The organism is Brevibacillus sp. BC25, assembly GCF_000282075.1.
Lineage (GTDB): Bacteria > Bacillota > Bacilli > Brevibacillales > Brevibacillaceae > Brevibacillus.
In genome coordinates this window covers 111,304-133,530 of the sequence record NZ_AKIX01000028.1, presented here as the reverse complement: position 1 = coordinate 133,530, position 22,227 = coordinate 111,304, and the positions used below count along the sequence as shown (strand labels likewise).

The following is a 22,227-nucleotide window of genomic DNA, read 5'->3' as shown; positions in this document are numbered from 1 at the left end:
GAGTTGACTGTGTTTCCAAATGTATTAGAAGTCGCACGTAAATTAATCCGTGAACGGGTACAAGTAGGAGAAACTGTTGTAGACGCCACGATGGGAAATGGAAATGACACCTTATTTCTTGCGCAATTGGTGCAAGAAGAAGGGAAGGTAATCGCCTTTGATATCCAGCCGCAGGCGATTGAGAAAACGAGAGAGAGACTCGAGAGAGAAGGTCTGGCGAACAGGGTAGAAATGAAGCTCGCCAGTCATGAGGAAATTGACAAGCTGGAGATTAATGCCGCGGCGATCATGTTTAATTTGGGCTATTTGCCGGGTGGAGACAAAGAAATCACAACACAAGCGAGCAGTACCATTCGGGCGATTCAATCAGGGTTGAGGATACTCAGACCAGGCGGAATCATGACGGTAATGATTTACTGGGGACATTCGGCGGGAGAAACGGAAAAAGAGGCAGTGGAAGCATTTTGCCACGAGCTAAGTCAATTGGATTATTTGGTTTTAAAATACCAATATATCAATCAGCAAAACCAAGCCCCGTTTTTACTGGCCATCGAACGCAGGGAACAATAAAGAGAACGAAACGGGATCCTTTCCCGGGCAAGCGCAGCATCCGACATCATTCCTATGGGAAAGCAATTATTTTGTCAGGTCACGGAGAGGTGTACAAAAATAGGCACGCTCTTGCCCTTTCTGGCACATACCCTATGTAGAGCAATGTGGCAAGGGGGATCTACGTGGACAGAATCGGGATAATGTTGGATTGGGCCCTTATGGAGAAAGGAATTCATGGCATCAATTCATATGAGCGTCTGCCTTATTATGTCGAAATCGGTAAAGAGCTTGGATTGGAGCCTGTTTTTTTCCATCCGCGGCATGTGAAGCCAGGAGATGAAAGGGTCAAGGGATATTTTTGGAACGGAAACCGACTCGTCTCACAACTGGTTTCAGTCCCGCGAGTCATCCACAATCGTGTTTTGACAGGGGATGCAAAAGCGCGGAATGTGATTCGAAGATTGAGCCAAAAGAAGACGGTGTTCAATGGCTTGGTTGTACGGGATAAGCGAAAAGTACACCAGATGCTCTGGAAAAACGAACAAATCCGTAGCTATCTGCCGCATACGGTGCCTTATTCGATGGAGCAGTTACGTCAGTTCTTGGATAAGTACCAGGTGGTGTACGTCAAGCCTTCGATTGGATCAGTCGGAATTGGGGTAGCACGTATTGAACGGCAAGGAGGAAATTATCACTTCATTGCATCGAAAAAACGGCAGATTTTATCTCATTCGCAGATACTCTCCACGGTACGACGCTGGGTCGGTAACAAAAGATTTCTGATCCAGCGAGGAATTCCTTTGGCGCGCTATGGAGGAAAAACGTTTGATATTCGTGTTTCGGTGCAGAAAAACAAAGAGAAGCAGTGGACTGTGAGCGGGATGGTTGCCAAGGTCGCCAATAAGAAAAACAAGCTGAGCAATCTCTCTCGAGGAGGGACAGCAGTACCGTTTTCGGAAGCTTTGGTACCCATCTTTGCTGAGGTGAAACAACAACAAGCGGTCATAGAGAGAGTTGGCATAGCGGCGGTGGAAATTGCGAAGCAGTACGGTCGGCATTTTTCATCATTAGCAGATCTAGGCATGGATATGGGAATTGACGAGCGAGGTAATCCGTATTTAATTGAAGTCAATGTGCGTGATCAGCGCTATTCGTTTTTCAAGGCTGGAGAGAAGGCGATGTTTAAACAAACATACCGTCATCCACTGGAATATGCGCAGACATTACTCGCTGAAAAAAAGAAACGGAAGCATCAGCTGCTATCGCCAAGCTATATGTTCTAAAGAAGAAACGCAGAAGAATGTGAAAAAGACGGTGGCAATTATTGCCCCGTCTTTTCGTATGTGGTGACCTACGATTCTGCCGGCTGTTGTTGGTCAGCTAAAGGAAAGGGCAGATTGCGAAAGTGACGATATGCCAAAGCCAATATCGATTTTCGAGTCAAGATTCCTTGGAAATAGTGCTCGTCGTCTTCTATGCAGACGAAAGGGTGATTAATGGATATTTCCAATGCTTTCAAAAATTCATCGGTGTCGCGCAATCGAGGGACCTTCGTATCCATCACATCATCGACAATATGTTCGGACATACGTTCGGTCTCGAAGCGTTCCAGACCTAGAGTCTTATTCATGATCATATTCGTGCTGATTAACCCATGCAAACGATACTGATGATCCAGTACAGGAACAGCTGAATAGCCGGACTTGATTAGGACTAGCAGGGCATGCTCAAGCGAATTACCTAACTGCACATGTGCGACCTTTGTGGACGCGATTATGAGATCTTTGATCGGAATATGTAACAAAGGGATCTCTTGATTCATCCAGATCCACCACCTTTTCTTTCTGTCGTCTATAGCAGTAAGCACTGCTTGTGGTCCTCTTCTATGATACCGTAAGCGAGGTACAAACGGTAGGGCTACATTTAGAAAGCTTGGGGTTGCCAACCCTTTGGTGGGCATTAGATGAAAAAAAGCCCGGCAGTTACGCCAGGCAAGTAATCGAGGTGTGGAACAATCGTCCCTAGTTCTAGTATGGAAGATCATGTTGCTTTTTACATTAGGAGTTTGGAGGAAACCAGGTTCTCCCTTACGCTTTATACGTTTGATTTTTGAAAATCGGTTTTGCTTCCACCCGTTTTTTCCGATTGAACCAAAAGGACATCGTCGTCAACTCATAAAGGAAAATGCACAGTGGCGGTGTAATCACGAACATGCCGAGAACTATTGACGGTGTTGACCAGCCTAGTCGATGAATGACGTAGCTCTGCAGTAAGAACAAGATCAACGGATGAACCAAATAGATAGCCATATTTTGTTTGGCCAACCGGGCAAGCCAAGGACCGAGTTTAGGCAGTTTGCCGAGATAACTAGATGCAGGGTAAAAGCTGATGATCACACAGAGTGTGTACACCAAGTAAAGCGGTTCGAAAATATTCATGCTCTCGTAATAGCTTTTGGAGCCGGAAAGATAGCTGTACGCCATCCACACGGCTGCACTTGCGATCACAAGGATAGAAGGTATTTGAAGGCGTTTCACCCACGTCCGCCATTTATCTACATTCATCCCTGCATAAGCGCCGAGTGCAAAAGTAAATACGTACATGAAAACATAATGCTGTCCGTAAACATAACTGTGCTGTATGAGGGACAGGAATGGGGTTGCAGCCCAATCAATGGCCCATAAAGGCTTGATAAACAAATAGTGGTAGAGAACGTACAGACCAGCTTGTCCTATAAATAGGGCGATGATCCAGCGGAAGTTCAAGTACCGTTCCACCCACGGTTTAATCAGGCAAAACAACAAGCACAGTTGCAAGTAAAGCGGAATGTAGTACAGGTGGTAGAAAGAGCTACCCGTAAACAGACTATCGAAAAACGGTCCTACCAGCACGGCCGGGTCAAAGGTTTGGTGTTTAAAATAGGTGAAGATGGCCGTCCAAATTACGTAAGGAAAAATAACCGCGCGCCAGCGTTTTTTCCAGAAAGCAAGCCAATCCAATTGTCGGTTCTGATACCAGTAAAACAGCAGCATTCCAGTTGCAAATATAAACAAAGAGCGACCGAATTTTAACAAGATGATTAGAACGGCTTGTAAATCACTATTCCACGGATACGTCTTCTCATTTGAGAGAAAAAAACTGAGGATGTGAATCATCAAGACAGTAAGAGCCCCAAAAACAAAAAGGGCATTCAGATCCTGAAACGTCCCCTTTCGATTGCTATTCATAATTCCTCCAGAATTTTACCGGCAGCACCTGAGAATCAAAAGCAAGTAAAATGCCCGTTATTCGGGTAAGTGCCAGTCAGGTGCGGCCAGTTCTTTTGCGGTATAAGAAAATAAGTGTAGTCGTTGCGACAAATGATGCCTCGACTCTGTCACTAATTCATTTTGCACATAAAAGGGGGTAGGTGATACAGCCCACTCAGAACGGATTGTCTCCAATAGACGTGCTTTCACATCATCTATAGTGGCCAATTTTCCAGTCAAACTCGCAATGCTGCCAACAGTAGAAGCATCGATGGAAGGAATTGGCTTATGACTTTGCATTTCATCCAAGCCTGCGAGACGGTAAAAGCGTTCCATCCATTCCCCACGTGGCCGATCATCTACGTTAATGCATAACTGCAAAATAGAGCCGTGTCGCGTGCGTCTTTGTGCCATACCTCCGATTTTTTTACCGTGAATAGAAAAATCGTATTCCCCTGCACAATAGGAACCCGTCACTTCTCCAAATTCCAGCTTCCCGTAATCGCGCAGGCCCACATTAAGAAGCTGGGCTACAAACGAGAAGAAGGAGTCAATAGAAATCGAAGTATCGGGCAATAAACAAGCCATATTGAGTACGCCAGCATCAAGCGGAACACAAGCTCCACCAGACGAGCGAAGAACACAACCAAAGCCATCTTGACCGAATTCACGCAAGGCTTGCTGGAGATGAGGAAGCTTGGCGTCTCTGCGGCCGAGATACAGCGCCTGATCGTACACCCAGAGATGAATCACCGGGGTTGCAGATTCAGATTGCATGCTGGCTGCCAACGCTTCATCACGGATTAAAGGCTCAAGTGGACTATCCTGGTAGGTACCGGAGTCCATCCAGCGAAACGGTTGATTAACAGAAAATGACATAGGAAGGCTCCTTCACAGGACAAGAATAGCTACCATTATAACATTTGAAATGCGGTTATTTCTACGTTTTCGCCATCTTTTTTCCGTTTGGTAGAACATACATGTCAAGTAGAGTGAAAAAATACCCGACAGGCCAAATAGCTTGTCGGGTCAAAATATGGTTCTTTATTTGGTCTCCTTGAAGGAGAAATTGTCCAGATAGGTCGTTTTGCGAGGCGCGTTTTCAGTTGCCTCTTCTTGCAGGTACAGACCGAGCTTTGTGCCTTCTTGTTTCACATACTGTTGACCGAACAAGTATTGATCGTTCAGATAAATGGAAACAGTGTTCTCGTTAACTTCTACTTTTAAGCGATTACTGGATTTCAGCTTGTAGGAGCTAGAAGTAATGATGTCAATATCGTCTTCCTCGACATCATTCACTTTACCTAAAACAACGCGATCTTTTTGGACGAATACAACATTGGCTTTTCCGTCTTTACCGTTGAAGTAAAGGCCTCCTAAGCCTTCACTACCTACGACATTGACATCGACGCTCAATTCGTATTTCTTAACTTTGTCAGACTCATTCCAATCCAGTGGCAGGAAGTAGTGATCCAGATCATCATCATCGGATTCCGCTGTCACTTGTTTGCTTGCGACCTCCCAGTTTCCAGTCGCTTTGTCTGTATCCCAGTTCTTCAATTTGGAATCAGAGAAAGAATCGCTGATATTGATTCGCTCTGGTTCTGGCTGAGGTTTCGGTTGACCAGGGGTAGGGAATACAATTTTGATCTCATCATCATCGTCACGATCCAAAATAGCACGATAGAGCAAAGAAGCGGCTTCCGCACGAGTAATCGGATCTTGTGGACGGAAATTGCCATTGTATCCTTTCATCAGATCGGTTTGGATCGCAATCGCAATATACGGACGCAGAGCTGACGAAATATCGTCGTAATCACGGAATTTTTTCAATTGATTCAAGTCGGCTTTGTACTTTTGATCGTAGCCCAACAGGCGTACCAATGCGACAGCAATGTCTTCACGTACTGCCGCTTGATCTGGCTTATACGTGTAGGTGGAGCCTGATTTGTAACCAGTCAAGTAAGGCTTGGCGTATTCCACATACAGAAATGCCCAGTGCTGACGCGGTACATCTTTAAAGGTTTGGTCGACGTAGCGTTTGTTAATATCTACATCTGCTGCTGCGATCATAATCTTGGCAAATTCGGCGCGGGTAACTTCATTGTTCGGTCTAAATGTCCGATTGTCGTACCCTTTGATGATCCCTTTTGCCGCCATCTCCGTAATTTCCTTGTATGCCCAATGGCTACGTGGAACGTCTGAGAACGAAGGAGTGGAAGCGGCACCGACGACAGGGATAACCGTTAAGAACATCAACACCGACAAAAATACGGCTAGTGCTCTTTTCATGTTAACCTCCTCAAAATAGCAATGTAGTTTTTGTTGACTGCTATTCAGACGGCGAGTGGGCTTGTATTGTTGCAGGAGAAAAAAATATTATGGTGAAAATAGGAAAAAAGGCTGAGTTTCAAAAAATTTGGCAGGAAAGGAGGAGCATGTACCAATGGTAAAGGCATGCTTGTTTGATTTGGATGGAACGCTTTTGGATCGGGAACGGGCGGTGGATGCATTTTTGGCACGACAATACGAGCGTACATGGCCGCTCCAGAAAAGAATGTCTCTGAATGCGTTCATGTCCCGTTTTCATGAGCTGGACCAGCGTGGGTATGTGTGGAAAGACGTTGTCTATCAGACTATCGTGGAAGAGTCAAAGATCGAAGAAATGACTTCTGCATTTTTATTAGAAGAATACGTACAGTTATTTTGGCAGGACTGTCTGGCATTTACAGGCGTAGTTGAAACACTTCAGATCTTACAACAATCGGGCATGAAGCTAGGGATCATAACGAATGGACGCAGTGAATTTCAAATGAAAAACTTGAATGCGATTGGAATTGAACCATTTTTTCATGCCATTTTGATTTCGGAGCGGGAAGGGGTGTCCAAGCCAGAGTTAATCATATTTGAAAGAGCGTTGGATCGGCTTGGAGTGAAAGCGAGTGAAGCGGTTTATGTGGGGGATCACCCGGTTAACGATGTACAAGGTGCGCGTTGGGCAGGGATGAAGGCCGTTTGGAAGCGGGACAAGTTTTGGGGGGATAACGTGGAGGCAGACGCTATCATCGAAGAAATCCCTCAACTGATCACTATCCTAGGAGAGTGGCGAGAAAAATAGAGGAATCGCCATCAGCAAACACAGACCAGGAGGTTCAGGCGAACATAACAACCGAATCTGCCCTAAGCGATTTGCGTGCGCCGATGATGTCTTTCTTTGAATACGAAGATCGTCATTATGACTTCTGGGCAGCCAACAGGGATAGCGAGCATCTCACCAAACAACCACATCCTCTTTCCGGGAATACCCAGAGATGATCGAAACGGTCACTCGCCGTTTCGTACATATTTTGCCTCATAATGGTTATTATGCATTAGCTTTTGTATCACCCAAAATGCTATAATTCTTTATTGGTTACTTATGTAGATGATTTTAGCTGAGGTGATACATGATGAAGGAAACGAAAGAGGCGACTGTGGACTTAAAATCCGATAAGTCTCCAAAGAAAACGGAAGACTATGCGAAATACTTCCAGGCCCCCTCTCTGAAAGATGCGAAAAAGCGTGGTAAGGAAGAGATTTTAGTCCATTACGATTTTAATATCCCAGAAGACATGCAGAACATCGGAAAAGGAAAGCGTTATCATGTTCGTACGTATGGCTGCCAAATGAACGAGCATGATTCGGAGACGATTTCTGGTATCTTGCAGGCAATGGGCTATACCTCCTCTGACTCTGTCGAAGATGCGGATGTCATCCTATTTAATACCTGTGCGATCCGCGAAAATGCAGAGGATAAAGTATTTGGCGAGCTTGGCCACATGAAGCGGCTCAAGAATAACAATCCGAATCTGATCCTCGGTGTTTGCGGCTGTATGTCCCAAGAAGAGAAAGTCGTCAAGAAAATCCTGAAAAGCTACCAGCAGGTTGACTTGATTTTTGGAACGCACAATATTCACCGACTGCCAGAACTGTTGCGCGATGCGATGTTCAGCAAAGAAATGGTGATTGAGGTTTGGTCCAAAGAAGGCGATATCGTCGAAAATATGCCGAAGCTCCGCGAAGGAAACACCAAGGGCTGGGTTAACATTATGTACGGCTGTGACAAGTTCTGTACGTACTGTATCGTGCCGTATACCCGCGGAAAAGAGCGCAGTCGACGCCCGGAAGATGTGATTGCGGAAGTTCGTGATCTCGCTCGCCAAGGCTTTAAAGAAATCATGCTTCTTGGACAAAACGTCAATGCGTATGGGAAAGATTTTGAGGATATCGAGTATGGTTTTGGAGACCTGATGGACGAGGTCCGCAAGATTGATATCCCGCGTGTGCGCTTCACGACAAGTCATCCGCGTGATTTTGACGATCACTTGATCGAGGTGCTAGCAAAGGGCGGCAACCTGGTGGAGCAAATCCATTTGCCTGTCCAATCCGGTTCGACAGAAGTACTCAAGCTGATGGCGCGCAAATATTCGCGTGAGCATTATCTGGAGCTCGTTCGCAAAATCAAGGACGCGATCCCGAATGTCTCGCTTTCTACCGATATTATTGTTGGCTTCCCAGGCGAAACCGATGAGCAGTTTGAAGATACCATTTCGATGGTGGAAGAGGTCAAGTATGAATTTGCGTATACCTTCATTTACTCCCCACGTGAAGGTACACCGGCTGCTGTCATGGAAGACAACGTACCAATGGAAGTGAAAAAAGCGCGCTTATATCGACTCAACGAAGTGTTGGCTCGCATCGCACTGGAGCAGAACAAAAAACTGCAGGATCAGGTTGTCGAGGTACTGGTGGAAGGAGAATCGAGGACGAATGCGGAAGTGCTTGCGGGACGTACGCGTACGAACAAGCTGGTCCATTTCACCGGCGACAAATCCTTGATCGGACAGTATGTGCACATAAAAATTACAGATGCGAAAACGTGGACACTCCACGGAGAACTCGTATCCAAAGTTGAGGTGTAGGTCATAATGGAACAAACAAACGTGTATACCCAGAATGAAATTCTTGAGAAAGCTCGCGAACTTGCAGCTATGATCGCGCGTACCAATGAAGTCGATTTCTTCAAACGTGCCGAACTGCAAATCAAGCACAATGAACGTGTGCAAGATTTAATTGATACATTGAAGCAGAAGCAAAAGCAAATGGTGATGTTTGAATCGATCAACAAGCCGGAACTGGTGAAAAAAGTGGAAGGCGAGTATAACCAATTGCATGAGGAGCTGGATTCCATTCCAATCGTTACGGAATTCAAGCAATCGCAGGTCGATGTGAACGATCTTTTGCAAATGGTCACGAACGTGATCACGAACACCGTTTCGGAGCGTATTATTTTGGATACAGGCGGAAACCCATTGACCGGAGAGACGGGTGGCGGGCCTGAAAAGAAAAAATCTGGCGGTTGCTGCTCCTAAATCTTGATAGAAAGCCTTCCCGGCGCTGTTTTGATGAATACCCAACAACTTTCCCAAATATAAGGTGGTTGTTTGCACGCTAGTCGAATGCCCTGCATACAAATGTACAGAAACGTTGTATGGAGGAGGTAACGAAATGTCGGGTATAGACAAAGATCTACAGTGCCGGGAACTTATCGCGAAAGCAGTCTGCGGCAAAGGCCATAAATTTTCTATTACCACCCACACCATCATACCGTCGCAAACTCCTTCGACGATCCTCGGATGCTGGATTATAAACACGAACTTCCAAGCAGAGAAAGTCGGAGATGCCGTTGAAGTATCTGGTACGTATGACGTCAACCTGTGGTTTTCGTTTGCTAATAACACGCAAACCGAAGTCAAGCGGGAAACGGTTCAGTTCTCCGTACTCGTACCGCTTACGTTCTTCGACAAGAACTGCAGAGGCGATCTGGAAATCGTTGCACGCGCCGTGGAGCAACCGAAGTGCATAAAAGCGGAGTTAAGTGGTGGTGGCACAATCACAGTCAGGGTTGAAAGCGAATATGCAGTAGAGGTCATTGGAGAAACAAAGGTGTGCGTTGTTGTCTGCAATAGTTGTGATGACAAAGAATTCCATCTGGTTGACGACTTTGAAGATAACAGTGACGAGTTTGATGACTTTGATTCCGCTACGCTACTCGACGAGCTCGACTAAAGAGGAGAAATTATCTCCTCTTTTTTCTTTTTTTCGGATATGTACCATTCACACTTTTTTCTGGGCGCAGTCATAAGATAACGAGAGAATAGCGGGGGAGTGTGGAAGGCATGATTCTACGCACAAAGGCGAGTCAGCGAGCTAACAAGCAGGAAACGCCAGCAACACAACCGATGACGGCCAACGCTAAAGAAGTCGTAGCTTATTTGCATCGTCCAGAAATCGGGCGCTGGTTGCTCCGGCAAGGGAGAATACCTGTAACGACAGGAAAAGCAGCGCGACCAGGCTGGCGGACATATAGGATCTGTCTTTACCAAGACTATGTATTGGATATCGTCAGGAGCGAGGAGCAATCACAATGGCTGCTGCACCGGATGGAGGAACCCGAATGGTATTCCGTCTCGTTGCCTTCCACCGAAACGGAGGTTCAGGTGGTGCAAGGGCTGGCTGCTCGTAGTTTGTATGCAGCTGGAGCGGATGCGGGTCAAGTGACGATCATGGCGGCTTCTCCCCATCGACTTAAGGTCGTCGAGGTGGAACCAAATTGGCCAGCCAAGCATGCTGACGAATATATGCAGCGGGCTCGAGAGTGGTGGGAAGGTCGGATACGCAAACAGCCGCAAAAGCTGCAAAGCATGGGGGCTGATCCCGAGTTTGCTTTACGCAAGCCTGCAGGGGAGATGGCACTTGCTTCTGACTTCCTGAGTATAAATGGCACGGTTGGGTGTGATACGACACGCTATCGCGAAGAATTAGGTCTCCATCAGCACCCGGTTGCAGAGTTGAGGCCTGCGCCATCGGAGGACCCTGATCAATTATTTATGCATATCTACGATAATCTGGCACTCGCATACAAAAAAATAGGGAATTCGTCTATCGAATGGCTCGCTGGCGGAATGCCGTTTCAAGGTTATCCAATCGGCGGGCATATTCATTTTGGCGGGCTTACCCCTACTTTTTCTCTTCGGCGAAAGTTGGATGCGTACTTGGCTCTTCCCCTTGTTCTGATTGAGGATGCAGGCTGTATGAGTCGCAGAGAGCGATATGGATTTTTGGGGGATGTAAGGGAGAAGGAATATGGATTCGAATATCGTACACTCCCCAGTTGGCTCGTTGATCCCCTTGTCACTAGAGGTATTCTTCATTTGGCCCATTTGGTTGCAACCAATCACGAGAAGCTACAAGCAACGCCTCATCTAAAGCTCCCGCTCATCAAAGCGTATTACCAGGGCGAAAAAGAAAAGCTCCTGCCGTACGTTGCCCAAGTCTGGCAAGAATTAAAGGAGCTACCAGGTTATACGCTGTCACGAATTCATTTGGATCGATACTTTTCTTTTTTAATCGAAAGCCAATCGTGGAAAACGGATGAAGACCTTCGCAAGACATGGAAGCTACTATAAACAGATCTACCATCGGATGCAGGGTCAACATTACCGTACAATCATGATATAATAGCGACGAGAATTAGTAGGCTAGGAGAAGAAAACCATGGCTCAATATACCCCGATGATTCAACAGTATCTGGCTATCAAAAAAGATTATCCGGATACTTTCTTATTTTTTCGCTTAGGCGATTTTTATGAACTGTTTTTTGATGACGCCATTCTTGCGTCCCGTGAGCTGGAAATTACACTGACGGGACGTGAGGGTGGTGGTTCTGAGCGCATACCAATGTGTGGTGTTCCACATCATGCGGCAGATGGCTATATTGCAGAGCTACTGAAAAAAGGACATAAAGTAGCCGTTTGCGAGCAAGTCGAAGATCCAAAAGAAGCCAAAGGGGTCGTTCGCCGGGAAGTTACACGCGTCATTACCCCGGGAACGATGATGGAAGGCAAATGGCTGACGGATAAGGAAAACAATTACATGGCAGCGTTGGCCCAAGTAGAAGGGCGAACAGGTGTTGCTGCGTGTGATATGAGTACAGGCGAGATGTACGTTACGTCTTTGGTGGGACAGGCAGAGTCTGTTCTGGATGAAGCCTTGCAATATCGCCCCAAGGAGCTCGTCTTTTTTGGCCTCGCTGTTTTGCCGAAGACAGCACTGCCATCTACTGTCGTGGATGCGCACCAACTGGACGCATTTGCGGTGGATAGTCAATATGCGGAGCAGGCAAAAGGGCTGGATATGTCCATGCGAGCGGCGGTCAATGCTCTCTTGTTCTACATAGGGACGACGCAAAAACGCAGTCTTGCCCATATGCGGCTGTTAAAGCAGTACGATGCAAAGCAGTATCTACAAATGGACGGCTTTTCCAGACGTAATTTGGAATTGACAGAGACTATTCGCGATAAGACGAAAAAAGGCTCTTTGTTGTGGCTGTTGGATCGGACTCAAACCGCAATGGGTGGTCGTCTCTTACGCAGATGGATTGAGCGTCCATTGCTCAGTCGCGATCAGTTGGAGGCACGTCTGAGCGCTGTGGAAGCCTTGAAGGGTGACATGCTGCTCCGATCCGATTTGCGGACTTGCTTGGATCGTGTCTATGATTTGGAGCGTCTGGCGGGCCGTATTTCCTACGGGAATGCGAACGCACGAGATCTCATTCAGTTGCGGATGTCTTTGGAAGCTGTTCCAGAGCTGAAGCAGTATATGATCCAGACGAATACGCCGGTATTAATGGAACTGGCGCAAGGGATGGATGAGTGCACGGATATCGTCAACTATTTGGCTCATGCGCTCGTAGATGATCCCCCGATATCGGTTCGTGAAGGCGGAATGATTCGGACGGGATATGATGAGTACCTGGACAAGCTCCATACGGCAAGTCGTGAAGGAAAGACATGGATTGCCCAACTGGAGCAGGGAGAACGCGAAGCGACTGGGATTCGTTCACTCAAAGTTGGCTTCAATAAGGTGTTCGGCTATTACATCGAAATATCGAAGTCCAATATCGCAAATGTTCCATCCGGGCGGTATGAACGCAAGCAAACATTGGCCAATGCAGAGCGGTACATCACGCCAGAGTTGAAGGAACGCGAAGCGCTCATTCTTGAAGCGGAAGAAAAGATGATTGAGCTGGAATACCAACTGTTTGTGGCGGTAAGAAGTGAAGTCGCGAAGCATATACCAAGATTGCAGAACCTTGCTGAGCGCATTGCATCTGTGGACGTTCTACAGGCATTTGCTACGGTAAGTGACGAGCGGGGCTTTATACGCCCTGAGCTTGTGGAAAACGGCGAATACGTCATTACAGAAGGGCGTCATCCAGTAGTAGAAGCCGTTCTGGAACGCGAAAAATACGTGGCAAATGACGTGGAAATGGATCAGACGAACCGTCAAGTTTTGCTCATTACGGGTCCTAATATGGCAGGTAAGAGTACGTACATGAGACAGATCGCCTTGATTACGGTGATGGCTCAGATCGGTTGCTTCGTTCCGGCTAAACAGGCCAGGCTGGCGATTGTCGATCAGATCTTTACTCGGATTGGGGCAGCTGACGACTTAGTGGGTGGGCACAGTACGTTTATGGTGGAAATGCTAGAGACCAGACACGCCCTACAAAAAGCGACAGCGAAGAGCTTGATTCTGCTCGATGAAATTGGGCGCGGGACTTCGACGTACGATGGAATGGCGCTTGCACAAGCGGTCATTGAGTACATTTGCCAAAAAATCGGTGCCAAAACACTCTTCTCGACGCACTACCATGAGTTGACAGGGCTAGCAGAGACGTTGAGTGGTGTCGTGAATGTCAACGCTCGATGCGAAGAACGGGAAGGAAAGCTCTTGTTCCTTCACAAAATTGAAGAAGGACGAGCAGATAAAAGTTATGGAATTCATGTGGCAGAGCTGGCTGAAATGCCGACCTGGGTTATTGAACGGGCGCGCAGCATCTTAACCGGACTTGAAGCGAATGGGAGTGCAGGGAATGGAAATGCAGCGAGTGACCTCCAAATGTCGCTCGAATCGCTATGGACGGCACCAGTTGCTGCGGTGCGTGAAGAACCGATGCAGTTTGCGTTGGCCGAGGAAGAAGCGATTATGGCTGAACTGCGCGAGCTGGATTTGAATTCAACGACGCCAATGGACGCCATGATGAAGCTATATGCATGGAAACAGCAATTGAAAAAGCGATAGGGTTCGTCCGGAGGGGAGGCACTCATGGGAACCATTCAAGTTTTAGATGAGCATCTCGCCAATATGATTGCTGCAGGGGAAGTAGTGGAAAGGCCGGCTTCGGTTGTCAAAGAGCTGGTCGAAAATGCAATTGATGCCAGTGCAACGACAATCGAGATCCACGTAGAGGAAGGCGGTCTGGAGATGATTCGGATCGTTGACAATGGGAAAGGGATGGATCGGGAAGATTGTCAGTTGGCTTTTGAGCGCCATGCCACCAGTAAAATCAGCAATGCGCGTGATTTGTTCCGAATTCGTACACTGGGATTTCGTGGCGAGGCACTGCCGAGTATTGCTGCAGTCTCGCGCATGGAGCTGACGAGCAGTACGTCCAGTAGTGAGGTAGGTACTCATCTCTTGCTGGAAGGTGGGCAGCTCGGAACGATTTCCGATAAAGCTGCTGTAAAAGGGACGGAAGTATGTGTACGCAGCTTGTTTTTCAACACACCTGCTCGCTTGAAATACATGAAGTCGATCGCCACAGAAGTCGGACACATTTCCGATTATGTGAATCGGCTTGCACTTACGCATCCGGCGATTTCCTTCCTGTTGACTCATAACAGCAAGACACTTTTGCAAACGTCTGGCGACGGAAAGCTTCTGCACGTCATGGCGGCTATCTATGGTGTGCAAGTAGCGAAGCTGTTGCTACCAATTGCAGGGGAGACCCTCGACTATAAGTGGTCTGGTTTTCTTTCGAAGACGGAAGTGACAAGGGCGAATCGCTCTTACCTTTCAACACTGGTAAACGGTCGGTATGTGCGCAGCTATTCAATCAACAATGCGATTATGCGCGGTTATCATACATTGTTACCCATCGGACGCTATCCGATTGTGGCCTTGCAGATCGAGATGGATCCGTCACTGGTCGATGTGAACGTACATCCTGCCAAACTAGAGGCGAGATTCAGTAAAGAAGATGAATTGTGCAGTGCAATTGAACAGTCGGTAAAAGAGACATTGCGACAAGGCTTAGGAATTGTCAGACCCATGGCTACGCAACCAAAAGCTAAGGTCGTCACCCAGGTCGTACAACCGCAGTTTGACCTGCAAATCAGCAAGCCTGAAACACCGCAATCGTCACTATTAGCAGCAAGTCCCCGACTACAGGAATGGATGGCCAAGCAGGAAACAACAAGTATGCGAGTGGATGTAGTGCCGCATATTGCACCATCCATTGAGAACGGCACGGTGAAGGAGTCGGCAGCCAACTATGAAAAGCTGGAGTCTGCGAAAGTAGAGGCTATCCCGCTTGAAATCGTGCAGGCGACTCTGTTGGATCAAACGGACACGAGGGAAGCTTTCCAACCTTACGAGACTAAGCTTCCGTCACAGTTGGACATTGCTCAGGACAATTCAGCCGCAGTAGGTACCGATCAATCACCGCCACTCTCGGAAGCTACCAATGAAAATGAGACGGATTCACCTGTTCCAGTTATGTACCCAGTTGGTCAAGTACACGGCACCTACATCGTCGCGCAAAATGACGAAGGCATGTATTTAATCGATCAACATGCCGCGCAGGAGCGGATTTTTTACGAGTATTTCATGGACAAGCTTGCAGAAGAGGGCATTTCCAGCCAGATCATGCTGTTTCCTCATACGGTGGAATATACGGCTGCAGAGGCAAGCAAACTGGAGAAGCGACTGTCGCTTTTGCAATCGTTTGGTTTGGAGATTGAGGCGTTCGGTGGACGGACCTTTATCGTTCGCGCTCATCCGCATTGGTTCCCAGAAGGGGCGGAGCTGGAGGTCATTGAGGAGCTCATTCAGTTTGTACTGGAAACGGGCGAAAATGCCCAAGCCAATGTCGTGCTGATGCGTGAAAAAGCTGCCATCATGATGTCCTGCAAAGCTTCGATTAAAGCGAACCGCTTCCTGACACATGCAGAAATGGAAAGCTTGCTGAATCAGTTGCGCAAGACGAGCAGTCCGTATACGTGCCCACACGGCAGGCCGATTGTGATTCATTTTACTGGTTATGACTTAGAAAAAATGTTTAAGCGTGTGATGTAACAGACACCCCTTGGGACCATTCCTTGGGGGTGTTTATTCGGGGTTTTATTCAGAAAATTCAAAAATTAAGATTGATTTTAGACAAACACTGACTTATGATTACTTGCAAAAACGAGGTGAAACGAAATGAGTTCATCACGCCAAACGGGGATGTTTATTTATCCGTGGGATATAGCCGAGAGCGGTATCGAAGCTGTGATGCAAACATTGCAAGAAGCCAGGTGCAATACAGCAGTGGTCAATAGCAGCTACCATCAGGGGAGATTTTTTCACCCGCGAAGCAAAACGTTTCGTAGGTTGCCGTTTTCAGGAGTATCATTTATGCCTGAATGGTCGAAGTACAACCGTTTGCGCCCGACCGTACACGAGCAAATCGCACAAGCAGGCATTCTTGCCAAAATGAAAGAAGCTTGTGAGCAGGCAGGAATGGGGTTTCATACATGGTGGGTTGGCCTTCACAATTCTACGCTTGGTTTGGCTCATCCAGATCTTTGTGTGCAAAACATTTGGGGGGATACATACACTTATGCGCTATGTCCTTCGCAGCCTGAGGTTCAGCATTACGCCAAGGCGCTTTTTACCGATACGCTGGAGCAGGTCAAGCCAGAGCGGATTTTGATCGAAGCGACCGCCTTTTTGCCGATGAAGCATGGCGAGCATCATGAAGTATGCCTCCTACCGTTAGGAGAATCACTGCAATGGTTACTCTCGCTCTGTTTTTGCGGGGCATGTACGGAGCGTGCCGAATCAAAGCGAATCGATGTAGGAGAAGTCCGGAAGCTTTTATCAAGGCTGGTCAATCAGATAGTAGAGGCCGATTCCATTTCGCAAGTATCCGCTGAAGCGAGAGAAGTTGCCTTTTTGCTGCTGGAATACCCGGAATTGTATCACTATCAACAATCCCGTTTGGAAGTAGTAGATGGGCTATGGAAGAGCCTGAAGGAAATCGCACAGAGTAAGGGGACTGCGCTCGATGGCTTTCCGTCCTCAACACCGTTTTTTGTGAATCAGTCCTATTGGGAAGGGGTTTCGTTGCGAAAAGCTGCCGCTACATTGGATCGCTTAGTTCCGCTCGCCTATGGAGACAGTGTCGGTGATGTGGCATATTCCTTTCATGCGATCAAGCTTGTAGCGCCAGAAGCTGCGCTTGGGGCAGCTTTCTCCCTACATCATAGCCAAATCCAGTCAGCCGTCGATCTGGCAGCGAGGGTGAAAACTGCCGTGGATGCAGGTGCGCAATCGATTATTTATTACAATCTCGGCTTGTTAAATAACCGCAGGCTCGACTGGATCAAACAGGCAAACCTTGCAGTGGAGGAATGGAGATAGCTTTTTCTTTCGCATGGTGTATGCCCACATGAAAAAAGACCCACAGATCTTCGCGGGTCTTTTTTACATGGGTAAAATTTTGATGGACTGGAAAATCATACTACAGTCCGACGCGCTTTCATAAAAAATGGTATGATTGTCATAGCAAAGAGGAAAACACTTTGGTTCAGATTCTATTTGACCGGCAAATTAATCCTGCTTACAATAATATGATCGTTACCGTTTATGTAAAAATCGTCGAGTCGTTTTTCTAGAACAGCAGTTCTTGTCAAAAAGGGCGAAGACGTAAGGAAGGGAACAAAGGCGTGATTGTTACGACAGGACTTGAGCCTGGTGAAGAAACCTTGCGTCACGCAGCTGAATTGGCTAGTACATTGGGGCTACAGGTTGTGAATCGACGCGATTTTTCATTGGGTCAAATGCGCAAGCGATATGGGGTAGAAGAAGTATTGGTGGTTTCCGCTCTCGGAGCACGTTTGGAAGTGCCAGGGAAAAAACCATTCTTTTTTCATCCGAACACATCTGCTTTTCGTATAAAGCGGCTCATGCGCGGCGATAATGATACTATGCTTGTTGCTTGCCAAATTCATCTAGGGGATGAAGTGCTCGACGCAACCTTGGGTTTGGGTGCTGATGCTATTGTATTTTCTCATGCGACTGGCGCAAAGGGGAAGGTTGTTGGCATCGAATCTGAGCGTTTGCTAGCCATCTTGGTAGAAGATGGACTGCGGCACTGGTCATCCGATGCGGAAGAATTGGAGCAAGCCATGCGTCGTATTGAGGTGCAATGTGGCAACCATCTAGAAGTACTGAGAGGACTGCCTGCACGTTCCTTCGACGTCGTTTATTTCGATCCCATGTTCGAGATAACGGTACAAAGCTCGTCGGGGATCGCCGGAGTCCGGGAGCTCGCCAATCCAGATGCTCTTTCAGAGGAGGCTGTTTTGGAAGCGCAGCGAGTTGCGAGAAAACGTGTGGTAATGAAAGAAGGAAAAGAAGGTAGGATGTACGAGCGTTTTGGTTTTACGCCGTTTCGCTCCCGCGGCCAGCAGGTCGTGTACAGCTACAAAGAGATAGGTGGAGGGGAGTGACCTTGCAACAGAGAGAAAGGTTAGTCGTGATTATTGGCCCAACAGCAGTTGGCAAGACCCAGCTTAGTTTGGAGCTGGCCGAACAGTTCGACGGTGAGATCATTTCCGGAGATTCCATGCAAGTATACCGTGGAATGGATATTGGCACCGCAAAAGCAGAGTCTGAGGAGCTTGCGAGCATACCGCATCACCTCATTGATATTAAAAATCCAGACGAAGAATACTCTGTCGCGATGTTTCAGGAAAGTGCCGCAGCGCTGATTACAGACATCAACCAACGTGGCAAACTTCCGTTTATCGTCGGCGGGACAGGTCTGTACATAGAATCGGTTACCCATCGATTTCAGTTTTCCACCACTTCTCAAGACCCTGATTTCCGTGATCGTCTGCAAAGATTGGCTGACAGTGAAGGCGTGGAAGCACTGCACGCCAGACTGGCCGACGTCGATCCGATTACAGCCGAACGCTTGCATCCCAATGATGTAAAGCGGGTGATTCGCGCATTGGAGATTTATGAAAGCAGCGGGTACAAAATGTCCGACTTTCAGCTGCGGGCACAGCATTCACCTTATGATTTGGTGATGATCGGTCTCACGATGGACCGCGCAAAGCTGTACGAACGAATCAACCACCGGGTCGAACTCATGATCGAAGCGGGACTGGTTGAGGAAGTGAGGGGGCTCTTGGATGCTGGCTACGACGCGTCACTGGTCTCCATGCAAGGCTTGGGGTACAAGGAGCTCATCCCTTATCTATATGGGGAAATCACGCTAGAAAAAGCAGTGAACGACATACAGCAGCGAACGCGACATTTTGCCAAACGTCAGCTTTCTTGGTTCCGTCGCATGGCAGAAATTCAATGGTTTGATATGACTGATCCGGCCGAGCAGAGGAATAACGTGGAAACTATCAAGCGAATATTGGCAGGAAAGTTTCAACAATTGCCGAATATATAACATACAAGTCCTTTTAGGGGGTAGTGTACATGAAACAGACGATCAACATTCAAGATACGTTCTTGAATCATTTGCGGAAAGAAAACATCGCGGTTACCATTTACCTTGTGAACGGATTTCAATTGCGCGGGTATATTAAAGCATTCGATAATTTCACGATTGTGATTGATAGCGAAGGCAAGCAACAATTAGTATACAAGCATGCGATCTCCACTTTCACTCCGCAACGCCCTGTATCGCTCATGTCTCAGGAGAACAACCAACAGTAAGCAAAGCAACACCAACAGCCAGGATACATGTGATCCTGGTTCTTTTTTATGATCTGGCCCGACCATCATTCTGTTCATTTCGACTTCCATAGATGGAGTTATGCTACCATCAACGTAAAAAGTATCAATAAAAAAGCCCTGTCGCCGTAGAAGCGAACAGGGCTTTCACATTACTCTATGCAATGATTATTCGTGTAAATTTGGAACGTGATGCCAAACTTGTCCTTCACATTGCCGTATGCTGGGCTGAAGAACGTTTCTTGCAGAGGCATAAGCACTTGACCGCCTTCTTGCAGGGCATCAAAAATCTTATGAGATTGCTCTTTATCATCGGTCGAGATGCAGATGGTCACTTGATCACCAAGTTGATGCGGTTGTCCTGGAAAGGTATCGGAAAACATCATTTCAGTTTCACCGACGCGAATAGTAGCATGTCCGATACGATTCTTGGCTTCTGCAGGTAATGGGAACTCCGGATTTTCCGGCATTTCACCGAAGGTTTGCTTGAACAGCACTTCAGCACCTAGCGCACCCTCGTAAAAGCTGATCGCTTCACTTGCAGTACCATTCAAAACGATGTAAGGAATCAAACGCAATGCCATGTGTCAACATCTCCCTTGGTTTCATATGACCAACTTGTCAAACCCACTTGCTATTATTACCCATAAAGTGATTGTAATGCACAGAACGTATGTTTGCAAGTGGTAAATTGATTAGGACGCTGATGAACTCCGACGAACCATGACTACGTAGCAGACAATGGCGCCGATCGTAGAAAGAGCAATGATGATCCCCATTGGTACTGCTGTATGTTCGCCGCTGATTCCCACAAGTGGAGCGACAATTCCGCCGCTGATGAAGGAAAGGAGCCCCTGGAGAGCAGATGCGCTTCCTGCCGCCTTGCTTTGATTTTGCATGGCGAGGGAAAATCCTGTCGCGCCCACAATCCCTACACTGGATACGACAAAGAAGAGGGGAACAAGCACAGCAAGGAGACCAGCTTGAAGTAGAATCATTGCCAGAAGGAGGATTCCGCCGATTCCCGCAATGGAAATCCCAGCAATGAACAAGGAAGTTTCTTTCACTTTACCTGCAAGCTTACCTGTGATTTGACTCGTAATAATAATGCCTACACCATTAATCGCGAAAATGAGACTAAACGTTTGTGGAGACACTTCAAATATTTTTTGAAATACAAAGGGCGAACCGGCGATGTACGCAAACATGGCAGCGGTTACCAGACCCTGCGCGATGGCGTACCCCATAAAAACGCGATCCTTCAGCAAGGTACCAAAGGTCGTCAGTGTATTGCCGATTCCCGCCTTGGAGCGGCGCTCTTGTGGCAATGTTTCTGGAAGAGCAAGCACGACGACGAGAAACATGATAGCGCCAATTAGACCCAGTACGACAAACACGCTGTGCCAGGTAGTAAATTGCAGAATTTGTCCCCCTACGATAGGTGCCGCGATCGGAGCGATCCCGTTAATAAGCATCAAGAGGGCGAAAAACTTCGTCAGTTCTGTCCCCGAATACAAATCGCGAACCGTAGCGCGGGCGATAACAATACCAGCAGAACCAGCAAGACCTTGTACGAAGCGAAGCAAGACGAACGTATAAATAGAGGGAGCTACCGCACACAAAAAGGAAGAGACCGCATACAAAATGAGCCCGATAATTAAAGGGATTCTTCGACCGCGTACGTCGCTGATCGGTCCTGCGAATAACTGACCAATGGACAGGCCGAGCATGCATGCTGTCAGACTGAGTTGGGTCATGGAGGTGCTCGTCTGCAAATCATCGGCAAGCATAGGAAGCGCAGGTAAATACATGTCTAGGGACAGTGGACCAAAAGCAGAAAGTGACCCTAGAATCGCAGCCATCCACAGCCGGCGTGATTTGTTGCCGGTTAGGGACGTGGAATCAAGTTCTTTTGCTAGATTATTCACGGCAAGTTGTCAAACCTTTCTCATTATTATTCCTGGAAAGAAGCTTATTACAGCTCAGAAGAGGGTTGCGTATTTTGCAAGTAAAAAGCTTGAAGGTTGCTGTGCATGCGATCGAGCAAGCCCCGCAACACATCTTTTTCTTCCTCTGAGAATCCGATGAAGCAATTTTCCTCAATGACGCGTAATACTTCTTTGACATGCTTGGTAGCCATCCGACCTTTGTCGGTAAGATAAACGCGGGAGATACGTTGGTCCCGTTCATCTGCTCTGCGCTCGACAAGTCCCGATCTGGCCATCCGATTAATCATGACGGTAAGCGTAGCGGGCTTTACCCCGATTTTTCGGGCCAATTCTCTTTGAATCATTCCATCTTTTTCAATCAAGCGCATCAACAGAATGGGTTGACCGGGATAGACGTCGTATTTTTGAATCAGAAATTCTACATTTTGCCGATGCATTTTCATTACATGCGACGCAGAATGGGTTAATGCGGTTGCATAACTAAACTCCACCAAAGTACCCCCAATTAATTAGTTTGCTAATGAATTTTCTGTTAAAGACGTCCGTAAGTTAATGCCTTGTCCTATTATACAAAA

General features: G+C 47.3%; 20 protein-coding genes. 13 read left to right on the top strand and 7 right to left on the bottom strand.

What is annotated here, in order from left to right; genetic code table 11:
• Positions 1–9: 9 nt before the first annotated feature.
• On the top strand, positions 10–570 hold the full coding sequence (locus PMI05_RS06845; protein ID WP_007719140.1) for a class I SAM-dependent methyltransferase: 561 nt from the start codon (positions 10–12) through the stop codon (positions 568–570).
• A 164-nt stretch (positions 571–734) separates the two neighbouring features.
• A complete protein-coding gene (locus tag PMI05_RS06840) occupies positions 735–1,835 on the top strand; it encodes a YheC/YheD family protein (RefSeq protein WP_007719139.1) in 1,101 nt (366 codons plus the stop codon).
• Positions 1,836–1,903: 68 nt separating this feature from the next.
• Here the strand turns inward: PMI05_RS06840 and cbpB are convergent, their stop codons facing one another.
• From cbpB to PMI05_RS06820, 4 genes are all read right to left on the bottom strand, one after another.
• Positions 1,904–2,374: a cyclic-di-AMP-binding protein CbpB gene (cbpB, locus tag PMI05_RS06835; RefSeq protein ID WP_007719138.1), complete on the bottom strand. Its 471-nt coding sequence runs from the start codon at positions 2,372–2,374 to the stop codon at positions 1,904–1,906.
• Between the two features lie 265 nt (positions 2,375–2,639).
• Positions 2,640–3,779, bottom strand: a complete 1,140-nt coding sequence (locus PMI05_RS06830; RefSeq protein WP_007719137.1) for an acyltransferase — start codon at positions 3,777–3,779, stop codon at positions 2,640–2,642.
• A gap of 57 nt (positions 3,780–3,836) precedes the next feature.
• On the bottom strand, positions 3,837–4,679 hold the full coding sequence (locus PMI05_RS06825) for a lipoate--protein ligase family protein (RefSeq protein WP_007719136.1): 843 nt from the start codon (positions 4,677–4,679) through the stop codon (positions 3,837–3,839).
• A gap of 165 nt (positions 4,680–4,844) precedes the next feature.
• Positions 4,845–6,092 carry an S-layer homology domain-containing protein gene (locus tag PMI05_RS06820; RefSeq protein WP_007719134.1) on the bottom strand — a complete coding sequence of 416 codons (1,248 nt, stop codon included), beginning with the start codon at positions 6,090–6,092 and terminating at the stop codon, positions 4,845–4,847.
• Positions 6,093–6,246: 154 nt separating this feature from the next.
• Between PMI05_RS06820 and PMI05_RS06815 the strand changes: the two genes are divergently transcribed.
• The 11 genes from PMI05_RS06815 (at position 6,247) to hfq (ending at position 19,685) form a co-directional block, all read left to right on the top strand.
• Positions 6,247–6,918 carry an HAD family hydrolase gene (locus tag PMI05_RS06815; protein ID WP_007719131.1) on the top strand — a complete coding sequence of 224 codons (672 nt, stop codon included), beginning with the start codon at positions 6,247–6,249 and terminating at the stop codon, positions 6,916–6,918.
• A gap of 331 nt (positions 6,919–7,249) precedes the next feature.
• Positions 7,250–8,761 (top strand): tRNA (N6-isopentenyl adenosine(37)-C2)-methylthiotransferase MiaB, encoded by a 1,512-nt coding sequence (gene miaB / locus PMI05_RS06805; protein WP_052006413.1) that lies wholly within the window; start codon positions 7,250–7,252, stop codon positions 8,759–8,761.
• Positions 8,762–8,767: 6 nt separating this feature from the next.
• On the top strand, positions 8,768–9,211 hold the full coding sequence (locus PMI05_RS06800) for a RicAFT regulatory complex protein RicA family protein (RefSeq protein ID WP_007719127.1): 444 nt from the start codon (positions 8,768–8,770) through the stop codon (positions 9,209–9,211).
• Positions 9,212–9,347: 136 nt separating this feature from the next.
• Positions 9,348–9,908, top strand: coding sequence for an outer spore coat protein CotE (gene cotE / locus PMI05_RS06795; protein ID WP_007719124.1), 561 nt, complete (start codon positions 9,348–9,350; stop codon positions 9,906–9,908).
• Between the two features lie 110 nt (positions 9,909–10,018).
• Positions 10,019–11,308 carry a hypothetical protein gene (locus tag PMI05_RS06790; protein WP_007719123.1) on the top strand — a complete coding sequence of 430 codons (1,290 nt, stop codon included), beginning with the start codon at positions 10,019–10,021 and terminating at the stop codon, positions 11,306–11,308.
• 88 nt (positions 11,309–11,396) lie between these two features.
• A complete protein-coding gene (gene mutS / locus PMI05_RS06785; RefSeq protein ID WP_007719121.1) occupies positions 11,397–13,985 on the top strand; it encodes a DNA mismatch repair protein MutS in 2,589 nt (862 codons plus the stop codon).
• Between the two features lie 24 nt (positions 13,986–14,009).
• Positions 14,010–16,040, top strand: a complete 2,031-nt coding sequence (mutL, locus tag PMI05_RS06780; RefSeq protein ID WP_007719119.1) for a DNA mismatch repair endonuclease MutL — start codon at positions 14,010–14,012, stop codon at positions 16,038–16,040.
• A 126-nt stretch (positions 16,041–16,166) separates the two neighbouring features.
• Positions 16,167–17,369 (top strand): hypothetical protein, encoded by a 1,203-nt coding sequence (locus tag PMI05_RS06775; protein WP_007719116.1) that lies wholly within the window; start codon positions 16,167–16,169, stop codon positions 17,367–17,369.
• Between the two features lie 305 nt (positions 17,370–17,674).
• A complete protein-coding gene (locus PMI05_RS06770) occupies positions 17,675–18,460 on the top strand; it encodes a class I SAM-dependent methyltransferase (protein WP_007719114.1) in 786 nt (261 codons plus the stop codon).
• A complete protein-coding gene (gene miaA, locus PMI05_RS06765) occupies positions 18,457–19,416 on the top strand; it encodes a tRNA (adenosine(37)-N6)-dimethylallyltransferase MiaA (RefSeq protein ID WP_007719112.1) in 960 nt (319 codons plus the stop codon). Before PMI05_RS06770 ends, miaA begins: the two co-directional genes overlap by 4 nt.
• Before the next feature lie 29 nt (positions 19,417–19,445).
• Positions 19,446–19,685: an RNA chaperone Hfq gene (hfq, locus tag PMI05_RS06760; RefSeq protein WP_007719110.1), complete on the top strand. Its 240-nt coding sequence runs from the start codon at positions 19,446–19,448 to the stop codon at positions 19,683–19,685.
• Between the two features lie 170 nt (positions 19,686–19,855).
• On the opposite strand, the gene PMI05_RS06755 is transcribed toward hfq, so the two are convergent.
• From PMI05_RS06755 to PMI05_RS06745, 3 genes are all read right to left on the bottom strand, one after another.
• Positions 19,856–20,287, bottom strand: a complete 432-nt coding sequence (locus tag PMI05_RS06755; RefSeq protein ID WP_007719108.1) for a VOC family protein — start codon at positions 20,285–20,287, stop codon at positions 19,856–19,858.
• A gap of 111 nt (positions 20,288–20,398) precedes the next feature.
• Positions 20,399–21,631: a multidrug effflux MFS transporter gene (locus tag PMI05_RS06750; protein WP_007719105.1), complete on the bottom strand. Its 1,233-nt coding sequence runs from the start codon at positions 21,629–21,631 to the stop codon at positions 20,399–20,401.
• 47 nt (positions 21,632–21,678) lie between these two features.
• The gene (locus PMI05_RS06745) at positions 21,679–22,146 is read right to left on the bottom strand and encodes a MarR family winged helix-turn-helix transcriptional regulator (protein WP_193375249.1); all 468 of its coding nucleotides are present in this window, start codon (positions 22,144–22,146) and stop codon (positions 21,679–21,681) included.
• Between the last annotated feature and the right edge of the window lie 81 nt (positions 22,147–22,227).